General features: G+C 73.3%; 12 protein-coding genes. 10 read left to right on the forward strand and 2 right to left on the reverse strand.

The window, feature by feature from the left end:
• Positions 1–1,271: amidohydrolase family protein (locus tag AB0D67_RS16925; protein WP_362935576.1), on the reverse strand; the 1,271-nt coding region annotated here is incomplete at its 3' end.
• A gap of 74 nt (positions 1,272–1,345) precedes the next feature.
• On the opposite strand from AB0D67_RS16925, the gene AB0D67_RS16930 reads away from it, so the two are divergent.
• Entirely contained in the window at positions 1,346–1,879 is a 534-nt protein-coding gene (locus AB0D67_RS16930) for a MarR family transcriptional regulator (RefSeq protein ID WP_362935579.1), read from the forward strand.
• A gap of 116 nt (positions 1,880–1,995) precedes the next feature.
• Here the strand turns inward: AB0D67_RS16930 and AB0D67_RS16935 are convergent, their stop codons facing one another.
• Positions 1,996–2,796: a WYL domain-containing protein gene (locus tag AB0D67_RS16935; RefSeq protein ID WP_362935582.1), complete on the reverse strand. Its 801-nt coding sequence runs from the start codon at positions 2,794–2,796 to the stop codon at positions 1,996–1,998.
• Between the two features lie 143 nt (positions 2,797–2,939).
• On the opposite strand from AB0D67_RS16935, the gene AB0D67_RS16940 reads away from it, so the two are divergent.
• From AB0D67_RS16940 to AB0D67_RS16980, 9 genes are all read left to right on the forward strand, one after another.
• Positions 2,940–3,380 carry a hypothetical protein gene (locus tag AB0D67_RS16940; RefSeq protein WP_362935585.1) on the forward strand — a complete coding sequence of 147 codons (441 nt, stop codon included), beginning with the start codon at positions 2,940–2,942 and terminating at the stop codon, positions 3,378–3,380.
• 10 nt (positions 3,381–3,390) lie between these two features.
• On the forward strand, positions 3,391–4,551 hold the full coding sequence (locus tag AB0D67_RS16945; protein ID WP_362935588.1) for a glutathionylspermidine synthase family protein: 1,161 nt from the start codon (positions 3,391–3,393) through the stop codon (positions 4,549–4,551).
• 79 nt (positions 4,552–4,630) lie between these two features.
• Positions 4,631–5,116, forward strand: a complete 486-nt coding sequence (locus tag AB0D67_RS16950) for a DUF350 domain-containing protein (RefSeq protein WP_362935591.1) — start codon at positions 4,631–4,633, stop codon at positions 5,114–5,116.
• Positions 5,117–5,438: 322 nt separating this feature from the next.
• Complete coding sequence (locus AB0D67_RS16955; protein WP_362935612.1) at positions 5,439–6,548, forward strand: helix-turn-helix domain-containing protein; 1,110 nt, start codon at positions 5,439–5,441, stop codon at positions 6,546–6,548.
• 117 nt (positions 6,549–6,665) lie between these two features.
• A complete protein-coding gene (locus tag AB0D67_RS16960) occupies positions 6,666–7,559 on the forward strand; it encodes an ACP S-malonyltransferase (protein WP_362935595.1) in 894 nt (297 codons plus the stop codon).
• The gene (locus AB0D67_RS16965) at positions 7,560–8,516 is read left to right on the forward strand and encodes a beta-ketoacyl-ACP synthase III (RefSeq protein WP_362935598.1); all 957 of its coding nucleotides are present in this window, start codon (positions 7,560–7,562) and stop codon (positions 8,514–8,516) included.
• Between the two features lie 67 nt (positions 8,517–8,583).
• On the forward strand, positions 8,584–8,826 hold the full coding sequence (locus AB0D67_RS16970) for an acyl carrier protein (protein WP_179826710.1): 243 nt from the start codon (positions 8,584–8,586) through the stop codon (positions 8,824–8,826).
• Positions 8,827–8,877: 51 nt separating this feature from the next.
• The gene (gene fabF / locus AB0D67_RS16975) at positions 8,878–10,110 is read left to right on the forward strand and encodes a beta-ketoacyl-ACP synthase II (protein ID WP_362935601.1); all 1,233 of its coding nucleotides are present in this window, start codon (positions 8,878–8,880) and stop codon (positions 10,108–10,110) included.
• Between the two features lie 12 nt (positions 10,111–10,122).
• Complete coding sequence (locus AB0D67_RS16980; protein ID WP_362935604.1) at positions 10,123–11,544, forward strand: carboxyl transferase domain-containing protein; 1,422 nt, start codon at positions 10,123–10,125, stop codon at positions 11,542–11,544.
• Positions 11,545–11,673: the final 129 nt, after the last annotated feature.

The following is an 11,673-nucleotide window of genomic DNA, read 5'->3' on the forward strand; positions in this document are numbered from 1 at the left end:
CAGCGCGCGGGCGCCGGGAGGCCGGCCGCCGCGGCGACCCGCTCCGCCGCGCGGAGCGCCGCCGCACGGGCCGCGGGCACGTCCACGCCGGTCAACCGGCCCGCCCGCTTGACGATCCGGCCGCCGACGATCACGGTGTCGACGTTCCCGGCGCCCGCGGCGGTCACCACGGCGCCGACCGGGTCGTGCACCGGTGCGAGGCCGACGGCCTCCGCGTCGAGCAGGACGACGTCGGCCCGCAGGCCCGGCCGCAGGGAACCCACCTCGCCCCCCAACCCCAGAGCCGCCGCCCCCTCGGCGGTCGCCATCCGCAACACCTCCGCCGTACTCAGCGACCCGCCCCTCAGCCGCTCGGCGGCGAACGCGGCGCGCATGACCGCGAACATGTCGCCCGGCGCGTCGGTGACGGTGTCGACGCCGAGGCCGGTGGGAATCCCGAAACCACGGAACCTGCCGGTCTCCGGGTGTCCGTGCCCCATCTGCGACTCCACGACGGGCGCGACCGAGGCGGTGCCGCCGCTGCCGGCGACGAGCTTCATCGCCTCGTCGGTGAAGCCGTTGCCGTGCACGAACATCACGTCGGGACCGAGCAGTCCCGCCTCGTGCAGCCGCTCGACCGCCCCGACGCCGGTCGCGTGCAGGCTGAGGCGCAGCCCGAGCTCGCGGGCCAGCCGCCAGTCGGCCTCGGCGGCCGCCGTCGAGCCGTAGACGGGCCCCCACGCCGCCAGGGCCGCCGTCACCCGGCCGGAGGAGCACAGCGAGGCGATCCGCCGTACCTCGTCCTCGTGGCGCGCGTCGTCGGCGGGCGAGGGGTGGGCGTAGCCGAAGACGGCCCGGACGCCCGAGACGCGCAGGCCGTCGAGGGCCGCGTCGGTGTGCTCGGGGGTGGTCTGGATGTGCGACCAGTCGTAGACCGTGGTGATCCCGGCGTCGAGGGCCTCCAGCGCGCCCCAGAGGTTGGCGGCGCGGACGTCCTCGGGCCGGAAGGCCGGGGCCAGGCGGCCGAGGACGAGGTCGAGGTATCCGCCGAGCGTGGCGTCGGCCGCGACGGAGCGCAGGACGCTCTGCCAGACGTGCCGGTGGGTGTCGACGAGGCCGGGCAGCACGATCCGGCCGGCGGCGTCGACGATCTCGGCGTCTCCGGCGGCGTCCGCCAGGCCGGGGCCGACCGCGGCGATCGTCCCGTCCTCGATGAGCACGTCGGCGCGCGGCAGGACGCGCACCCGCGGGTCGGTGTCGACCACGGTCCCGCCGGTGATGAGCATGCGCATGCCAAATCCTTTCCAAAAAGGAAGCAAGAAAGCTTTTTGAAAAGCTATCAGTTGCGGGGGATATCCTCAATGCCATGGCAGGGGCACGGGCGGCACGGCGCGACCGCGTCGACGAGATGGTCGAGGGGTGGGCGGCGGAGCTGCCGGAGGCCGCCACCGTCCAGCTGGAGATCATCAAGCGCGCCGGACGGCTGAAGGCGCTCGTCGAGGAGACCACCCAGTCGGTGCTGTCCGAGTACGGCCTGACCTACGCTGACTTCGACGTCCTCGCGACCCTGCGCAGGGCCGGGGCGCCGTACCGGCTCAAGCCCGGCCGGCTCGCCGAGCACTCCTCCCTCACCACCGGGGGGACGAGCAACGTCCTGCAGCGGCTCACCACCGCCGGCCTCGTCGAGCGCGAGCCCGACCCGGCCGACGGCCGCAGCTCGTGGGTCCGCCTGACGCCGCGGGGCGTACGGCGAGCCGAGGAACTGGCCCTGGCGACCGGCGAGGCGCACCGCGAGCTGTTCGCCGGCCTGCCGGACGACACCGCGCGCGCCCTGGCCGACCTGCTGCGCGAGGCGCTGCTCGCGCTCGGGGACCGGCCGGTCTCCGGCCCCCGCGGCTGACCCGCCCCGCCGTACGGCCCGGCCCTTTCCGCATGCCCGGCCCCCTACGGCCGGGTCCTCCGCACGGCCGGCTCACTTCGGCCGGGCCTCCGTACGGCCGGGTCCCGGGGCGGCGGCTACTCCGGCTCGGCGGACCCCCGCAGCGCGCCGGGGAGACCGGCGGCGTATCGTTCCGGCGGCTGCTCGGGAGCGGTCTCCCCGGTCTCCTCGGCCCAGGCGATGCGGTCGAGCTTGAAGACCCGGACGTCCCGGCGGAGCCGGTCCATGCCCATGAGGTACCAGTGGCCGCCGCGCCCGCCCATGAAGACCGCCGGCTCCACCTCGCGGACGGTGGACCGGCCCTTCCGGTCCTCGTAGCCCAGCCTCAGCACCTTCCGGCGCAGCAGCGCCCCCTCGATCACCGCCGCCACCCGGGGGTAGGGCTCCGGCTCGGCCGCCGGACGGGCGGGGACCGCCGGCCACACCGTCCCGCCGTCCTCTCCGCCACCGGCCGCCCGCCCCGGACCGCCGTCGGCGGGCGGCCGCTCCGCCCGCCCGCTCCCGCCGCCACCGGCCGCACCCTCTCCCCGGGCGTCCCCGGGGGACGGCGTCGCCGCGGCGAGCCGGCGCAGGGCGTCGCCGGCGGGGCCGGCCGGCGGGGTGCCGGCGGCCCGGATGAGCGCCACGGCGACCGCGGCCGCCTCCTCGGCGGTGAAGGCGACCGGGGACGGGACGGCGGACACGTCGAGGGCATGGCCGCCCCACCCGCCGGGCTCGGCGCGCACGGGGATCCCGGACTCCCGCAACGCCGCGAGATCGCGCTCGACGGTGCGCTCCCCCACCCCGAGCCGGTCCGCCAGCTCGCGGACCCGCAGGAACCCCGGCGCGGCGGCGCGGAGCTCTTCGACCAGGGCGCAGAGCCGATCGGTGCGGTTCACACCTGTGACGTTACGCGCCGGCGCCGGCATCCTCCACGCTCCGGCCGGTTCATGACCACCGAAACGCGCATCGATCCTGTTACGGCGGTTGAATGGCCAAAACGACGCCGATAACCTGTCCCGACGCATCTCATTGGAGCTCGATGGCAGCAGGACCGAACCACCCCATGGGCATGGACCCCGCCCACTCGTCCTCCCCCTCCCCCGGGAAGGACTCGAAGGGCTCGAAGGCGTCCAAGGGCATCGTGCTCGGCGGCGTCGCCGTCGTCACGCTCCTGCTCATCGGCTACTGCAGCGCGCAGAACGACGACTACGACGAGGTCAACGCCGAGTGCGTCGACCTCGACAGCCGGCAGCCCGACGGTTCCTACACCGTCGTGGACGAGGACTACTGCGACGACGACGGCGGCTCCCACTACCACGGCTCGCACGGCGCCTACGGGTGGTACTACGGGGGCGCTCGGGCCGGGGCCCGCATCCTGCACGGCACCACGGTGCGCCCCGCCGACGTCAGGATCACCAGCCGCCAGGGCACCGTGATCCAGCGCGGCGGCTTCGGCTTCCGCGGCAGGAGCGGAAGCTGAGCGCGGGCGGATGAGACGTGAGACCTCCGTCCCCAGGGACGGCTGGGAGGAGATCGTCGAGGGTCAGGGGCTGGCGTTCCACCGCTCGGCCCACCCCGGCGGCCTCGACCGCCCCTACTGGGACGAGTCCGTGCAGTACGTCTTCTCGATGGAGGAGGTCCTCGCCCTGGAGGAGCAGGTCGAGGAGCTGCACCGGATGTGCCTGGCCGCGGTGGACCACGTCGTCCGCCACGACCGCTACGCCGACTTCGCGATCCCCGAATGGGTGCGGCCGGAGATCGCCCGGTCCTGGGAGCGGGCCGACCCCCACCTGTTCGGCCGGTTCGACCTGCGCTACGACGGCACCGGCCCCGCCAAGCTGCTGGAGTACAACGCCGACACCCCGACCAGCCTCCTGGAGAGCTCGGTCGTGCAGTGGTTCTGGCTGCGGGACCGCCACCCGGACGACGACCAGTGGAACTCCATCCACGAGCGGCTGATCGACCGGTGGCGGGAGCTCGCGGAGGTGCTGCCCACCGGGCCGGCGCACTTCGCCTGGACGAAGATGGACGAGACCGGCGAGGAGGCGATGACCCTCGCCTACCTCCAGGAGACCGCCGCCCAGGCGGGCCTGAACACGGTCGCGGTGGCCATGGAGGACATCGGCTGGGACGGCCTCAACCTGCGGTTCGTGGACATGGAGCGGAGGGTGATCCGCTCCATGTGCAAGCTGTACCCGTGGGAGTGGGCGGTCGCCGACACGTTCGGGGCGCGGGCGGTCGCCCAGCAGGTGTCGATGACCTGGATCGAGCCGCTGTGGAAGATGCTGCTGTCCAACAAGGCGCTGCTGGCGCTGCTGTGGGAGCTGTACCCGGGGCACCCCAGCCTGCTGCCGGCCTACCTCGGCGGACCGCGTGACATGACGTCCTACATCGTCAAGCCGCTCCTCGGCCGGGAGGGGGCGGGCATGCGGGTCGTCACGCCCGGCGGCGTCGTCGAGACCGGCGGCGGCTACGGCGCCGAGGGCCACGTCCACCAGGAGTTCCTGGCGCTCCCCGACTTCGACGGCTGGCGTCCCGTGCTCGGCGCGTGGGTCGTCCACGACGAGGCGGCCGGCGCCGGCATCCGCGAGACCTCGGGGTTGATCACCGACGACACCTCGTCGTTCGTCCCGCACCGGATCGAGCTGTGACCCGAGTTGTGACCCGAGCCGCGATCCGCACCCCTCGTCCGATCCCGACAAGCATCATCCCGAGCCCCGGAGAGAACCCATGAGCCCCAGCTCCCTGCCGGTCGCGATCCAGGCCGCGGCCGACGCCCAGACGCTCTCGCTCGGCGAGACCCTCGGCCGCGGCGCCCTCGCGATCGTCGCCTACGCCGTACTCGGCCTGGTCCTGATGATCGTCGGCTTCTTCGTCATCGACCTGGCCATCCCCGGCAAGCTCAGCCGGCTGATCAAGGTGGACTGCAATCCCAACGCCACCCTGCTCACCGGGTCGGGGCTGACCGCCGTCGGGCTCATCGTCGCGGCCTCCATCTGGTCCGCCGGCGGCGCCCTGCACGAGGGCCTGCTGACGACGCTGGTGTTCGGCCTGGTCGGCATCGCCGTGCAGACCGTGGCGATGGTCGTCTTCGACAAGGTCGTCGGGATCTCCGTACGCGACCTGGTGAAGGAGAGCGACCCGCAGCCCGGCGCCCGGCTCCTCGCGATCACCCACCTGGTGATCGGCCTGATCACCGCCGTCGCCGTCATCTGACCGCGGCGAACCCGGATCCGGGCCGGTCCGGCCCCGTTCCCGGTCTCCGCCGTCGTCGTCCGGCCGCGGCGGGCTCGGTCCCGCCCGCGTTCCGGGCCTGTTCCCGCGGTGCCGAAACGCGGGCCGGCGGGTACGGCGGCTGGCGCATCTCGTCCGACCTGGCACTCTTAGTGACGTGAGGGAGCGGATCGAGGAGGCCGGCGGCGACGGCCGGGCCGGTGGGACCACCGTCAGGATCGACGGGGAAACCCAGGGCCCGGACCGCGCAGGCCCGGACCAGGACCGGATACGGCAGGACACCACCCGCAGGCTGGAGCGGGCCATGGGCTCGCTGGGCACTGCCGCCATGGCCCGGATGGACGACCGGCTCATGTGGTTCCGGGCGCTGTCGGCGGAGGACCGCTCGTGGGTCGGGCTGGTCGCCCAGGCCGGGATCGCCGCGTTCGTGGAGTGGTTCCAGTACGCCGGTGAGGACCGGCCGACCCCGAGCATCGAGTTCTTCGGCACCGCCCCCAGGGAGCTGAAGCGGTCGATCTCGCTGCAGCAGACCGTGGACATCGTCCGGACCGTGGTCGAGGTGGTCGAGGCGCAGACCGCGGAGCTGGCCGCGCCCGGCGGGCGGGAGCAGCTGCAGCAGGCGATGCTCCGCTACACCCGTGACGTGGCCTTCGCCGCCGCCCAGGTCTACGCCCGGGAGGCGGAGGCGCGCGGCTCCTGGGACGCCCGGCTGGAGGCGCTGATCGTGGACGCCCTGGTCCGCGGCGAGGTGGACGACGGCCTGCACTCGTGGGCCGCCGCGCTGGGCTGGACCTCCTCCCCCGTGGTCGTGCTGGCCGGGCAGGCGCCCGACGACGACCCGCAGGCGGTGGTCGACGGGCTGCGTGAGCGCGGGCGCAGGTCCGCGCTCGACCTGCTGGCGGGGGTGCAGGGCGACCGGCTGATCGTGATCGTCGGCGGGGCCGACAGCGTCGGGGCCGCGGCCCGGTACGTGGTGCCGCGCTTCGGCCCGGGGCCGATCGTGATCGGCCCGGAGGTCGGCGACCTGCACGCGGCGGCAAGTTCGGCGCGGGCGGCGATGGCGGGCCTGCGCGCCGCGCCCGCCTGGCCGGACGCCCCCCGGCCGGTCCACGCCGAGGACCTGCTGGCCGAGCGCGCCATCGACGGCGACGGCGACGCCCGCGCCCAGCTCATCGAGAACGTCTACCGGCCGCTCACGGGCACGCCGCTGCTCGACACGCTCGCCACCTACCTGGAGCAGGGCACGTCCCTGGAGGCCACGGCCCGGCTGCTGTTCGTCCATCCCAACACGGTCCGCTACCGGCTGCGTAAGATCACCGAGTTGACCGGGTACCAGCCCACCGAGGGGCGGTCGGCCTTCACCCTGCAGGTCGGGCTCATCCTCGGGCGCCTGTCCGAAACCTCGGTGACATAGCCGTCTTTACTTAACGTCCGGGAAACTCCCACTGTAGGTTTCCTACAAAATTTTACGGAAGAACTTCGTCCGGATCCTTACCCGGATATCGAACCCCTACAGGGCAGTCTGGATTTCGTGCTCGCCATCGTCGCTCCGGGCCAAGGCGCCCAGACCCCAGGTTTCCTGACCCCATGGCTCGAGATACCGGGCCTGGCGGACCGGCTGTCCGCCTGGTCCGACCTGGTCGGCCTCGACCTGATCGCGTACGGCACCACCGCCGGCGCCGAGGAGATCCGCGACACCGCGGTCGCCCAGCCGCTGCTGGTGGCCGCCGCCCTTGCCGCCGCCGAGGCCCTCGGCGCGGCCCCGGCCGTCGTGGCCGGGCACAGCGTCGGCGAGTTCGCCGCCGCCGCCCTGGCGGGGGTGCTCACCCCCGAGGAGGCCCTGACGCTGGTCCGCGAGCGCGGGCAGGCCATGGCCAAGGCCGCCGCCGTCACCGCCACCGGCATGACCGCCGTGCTGGGCGGCGACGAGGCCGAGGTCCTGGCCGCCCTCGACCGGCACGGCCTGACCCCGGCCAACGTCAACGGCGCCGGCCAGATCGTCGCCGGGGGCACCCTGGAGCAGCTGGAGGCCTTCGCCGCCGACCCGCCCGCGCGCGCCCGGCTGCGCCCGCTGCAGGTCGCCGGGGCCTTCCACACCGTCCACATGGCCCCGGCCGTCGACGCCCTGCGCGCCGCCGCGGACGGCCTCGCCCCCGCCGGCCCCCGGGTCACCCTGCTGTCCAACGCCGACGGCGCGGCCGTGGACGACGGCGCCGAGTTCCTCCGGCGTCTCGTCGCCCAGGTCGCCGGCCCGGTCCGCTGGGACGCCTGCATGGCCGCCATGACCGCTCTCGGCGTCACTACGATGATCGAGTTGGCCCCCGGCGGCACGCTCACCGGCCTGGCGCGGCGCGGGATGCCCGGGATCACCACCGTCGCGCTGAAGACCCCCGACGACCTGAACGCCGCTCGAGAGGTTCTCTAGATGAAGACGACCCAGGGTGCTCCGGGCGCGAAGATCCTGGCCCTCGGCCACTACCAGCCGTCCAAGGTGGTCACCAACGCCGACCTGTCGGCGACCATGGACACCAACGACGAGTGGATCCAGAGCCGGGTCGGCATCAAGGAGCGGCGGATCGCCACGGCCGGCGAGTCGGAGATCGACCTGGCCGTGCAGGCCGGCGGCAAGGCACTGGCCGCCAGCGGCCTGTCGGCCGGCGACATCGACCTGGTGATCGTCGCCACCTGCACGCTGGAGGCGCAGATCCCCAACGCCGCCGCCCGGGTCGCCACCCGCCTCGGCATCGACGCCCCCGGCGCGTTCGACGTCAACACCGCCTGCTCCGGCTTCTGCTACGCCCTCGCCCTGGCCAACGACGCCGTCCGCGCGGGATCGGCCGTCAACGTGCTGGTCGTCGGCACCGAGAAGCTCTCCCAGTGGATCGACTGGACCGACCGCAGCACCGCGGTGATCTTCGCCGACGGCGCGGGCGCCGCGGTCGTCGGCCCGTCCGACGTCCCGGGCATCGGCCCGGTGGTGTGGGGCAGCGCCGGCGACAAGGCCGACGCCATCATGATCAAGGACCGTGACTCGTTCCTCCGGCAGGAGGGGCAGACCGTGTTCCGCTGGGCGACCACCGCGCTCCACCCGGTGGCCAAGGAGATCTGCGAGCGTGCCGGGGTGGACCCGGCCGACCTCGCGGCCTTCGTGCCCCACCAGGCGAACCTGCGGATCATCGAGGCCATCGCCCGCCGGCTCGGCGCCGACAAGGCCGTCATCGCCAAGGACATCGTGCTGGCGGGCAACACCTCGGCCGCGTCGATCCCGCTGGCCCTGTCCCGGATGGTCGAGCGCGGCGAGGTCCGGTCGGGCGGGCTCGTCCTGCTGCTGGGCTTCGGCGCCGGGCTGACCTACGCCGGCCAGGTCGTCGAGATCCCCTGAAAGCCTGTACGGCACCGCCGTACGGAAAACCGCAACACCACATCGATTCCCAAGGAGAACACGCGACATGGCTCAGATGACCGAGCAGGAGATCCTCGCCGGCATCGGCAAGATCGTCAACGAGATCACCGGTGTCCCGGCCTCCGAGGTCACGCCGGAGAAGAACTTCGTGGACGACCTCGACATCGACTCGCTGTCCATGGTCGAGATCGCCGTCGCCGCCCAGGACGAGTTCGGCGTCGAGATCCCCGACGACCAGCTCAAGCACCTCAAGACCGTCAAGGACGTCATCAACTTCATCCAGAGCTGAGACGTCCCGACGCCTCCCGGCCCTGACCAGCGATTCGCAAGGAGCAAGAACGTGAGTACAGACCAGGTACGTGTCGTCGTCACCGGGCTCGGCGCGACGACGCCCCTCGGCGGAGACGTCGCCTCGACCTGGTCGGCGCTCCTCGCCGGTCGGAGCGGGGTCCGCGACCTCACCACGGACTGGGTCGACTCGGTCCCGGTGAAGTTCGCCGCCGTCGCCGCCGTGGACCCGACCGAGGTGCTGCCCCGGCCGGAGTCGCGGCGGCTGGACCGGGCCGAGCAGTTCGCGCTGGTCGCGGCCCGCGAGGCCTGGAAGGACTCGGGGATCGAGAAGGTCGACCCCGAGCGGCTCGGCGTGGTGGTGGGCAGCGGCATCGGCGGCATCACCACCATCCTCGCCGCCTACGACACCTTCAAGGAGCGGGGCTGGCAGCGGCTCTCGCCGTACACCGTGCCGATGCTGATGCCGAACGGCGCCGCCGGCTGGATCGGCATCGAGGTCGGCGCCCGCGCCGGCGTGCACGCCACGGTCAGCGCCTGCGCCACCGGCGCCGAGTCGATCGGCTACGCCATCGAGATGATCCGCTCCGGCCGCGCCGACGTGGTCGTGGCGGGCGGCACCGAGGCCGCCATCCACCCGCTGAACATCGGCTCCTTCGCCGCCATGCGCGCGATGTCGCTGCGCAACGACGAGCCCGAGCGGGCGTCCCGGCCGTGGGACAAGAACCGCGACGGGTTCGTGCTCGGCGAGGGCTCGGGCATCGTCGTCCTGGAGTCCGAGGAGCACGCCCGGGCCCGCGGCGCCCACATCTACGCGGTGGCCGCCGGGGTGGGCTACTCCGCCGACGCCCACCACATCGCCCAGCCCGAGCCGACCGGCGCGGGGGTGATGCTCGCCATGCGCCGCGCCCTGCAGGACGCGCGCCTGGACCCCGAGGACATCAGGCACGTGAACGCGCACGCCACCTCCACCCCCGCCGGAGACGTGGTGGAGACCATGGCGATCAAGGAGATCGTCGGCGGTCACCCGCTGGTCACCTCCACCAAGTCGATGACCGGGCACCTCCTCGGCGGCGCCGGGGGCATCGAGTCGGTCTTCACCGTCCTCGCCCTGCAGGAGCGGGTCGTCCCCGCCACGATCAACGTGGACGACCTCGACGACGGCGTCGAGGTGGACATCGTGCGCCGCGACCCGCGCGAGCTCCCGGGCGGACGCATCGCGGCGATCAACAACTCGTTCGGGTTCGGCGGCCACGACGTCGCCGTGGCCTTCACCAGCGTCTGACAGGAGCCTCGAATGACCGTGCTCGACAACAGGGTGGTGAGCGGCTCCCCGGACGGGGAGGCGGCCGATCCCCGCGACCCCCAGGTGCGGATGGCGGCGCTGCTCGACGAGGGCTCGATCCGGCTGATCACCCCGGTCGACCGCAGCGGCGTCCTGGCGGCCATGGGCCGCGTCGAGGGCGTGCCGGTCGTGGTCTTCGTCAGCGACGCCCGGGTCCAGGGCGGCGCGATGGGCTCGACGGGATGCGAGCACATCGTGCACGCCTACGACGTGGCGGTCCGCGAGCGGGTCCCGGTCATCGGGGTGTGGCACTCCGGCGGCGCGAGGCTGGCCGAGGGCGTGGAGTCGCTGCACGCGGTCGGCCGCGTCTTCGCCGCGATGACCAGGGCCTCGGGCGTGGTGCCGCAGCTGTCGGTCGTGGTGGGCCCCGCGGCCGGCGGCGCCGCCTACGGCCCGGCGCTGACCGACATCGTGATCCTCGCGGACGAGGGCCGCATCTTCGTCACCGGCCCCGACGTGGTGCGCAGCGTCACCGGTGAGCAGATCGACATGGCCGCCCTCGGCGGGCCGGAGCCGCACAGCAAGCGCAGCGGCGTGGTGCACGTGGTGACCAAGACCGAGACCGAGGCGTACGTCCAGGCCCGGCGCCTGGCCGTGCTGCTCGGCCACCAGGGCGGCTTCCGCGGCGAGGTCGAGGAGATCGACTTCTCGAACCTGCTCCCCGAGAACCCCCGCCGCGCCTATGACATCAAGCCGCTGGTCAAGGGCCTGCTGGACGAGCCGGGCGTGGAGCTGCAGCCCAAGTGGGCGCCGAACATCGTCACCACGCTGGGCCGCCTCGGCGGCCGGACCGTCGGGGTCATCGCCAACAACCCGATGCGGCTGGGCGGCTGCCTGGACGCGACCTCCGCCGAGAAGGCGGCACGGTTCGTCCGCATGTGCGATGCCTTCGGGGTGCCGCTGGTCGTGGTGGTGGACGTCCCCGGTTACCTCCCGGGCGTCGGCCAGGAGCATGACGGCGTGGTGCGCCGCGGCGCCAAGCTGCTGCACGCCTTCGCCGAGGCGTCCGTGCCGCGCGTCACGCTGGTCACCCGCAAGGCGTACGGCGGCGCCTACATCGCGATGAACTCCCGCGCCCTGGGCGCGACCAAGGTGTTCGGCTGGCCCACCACGCAGATCGCGGTGATGGGCTCGGTGGCCGCGGTGCGCATCCTCAAGCGGAGGGAGCTGGCGGCCGCCCCCGAGGAGGAGCGGGCGGAGCTGGAGACCCGGCTCGCCGAGGAGCACGAGATCACGGCGGGCGGCCTGGACCGGGCGATCGAGATCGGCGTGGTGGACGAGGTGATCAAGCCGGAGGAGACCCGCGGCGCCATCGCCAAGGTCCTCGCCCAGGCCACCCCGGCGCGCGGCGCCCACGGCAACATCCCGCTCTAGGTGTATTGATCACAAGCGTTGTCAACACCGACTGGGCTTGATCATGGCGAAGACCTCCGGTGTGGTGGAGCTGTCTAGGGCCTGTACGGACTTCGAATCTTCAGGCGGGTTGAAGGCTTCGGATCCACA

Source organism: Streptosporangium sp. NPDC048047, assembly GCF_040653115.1.
Lineage (GTDB): Bacteria > Actinomycetota > Actinomycetes > Streptosporangiales > Streptosporangiaceae > Streptosporangium.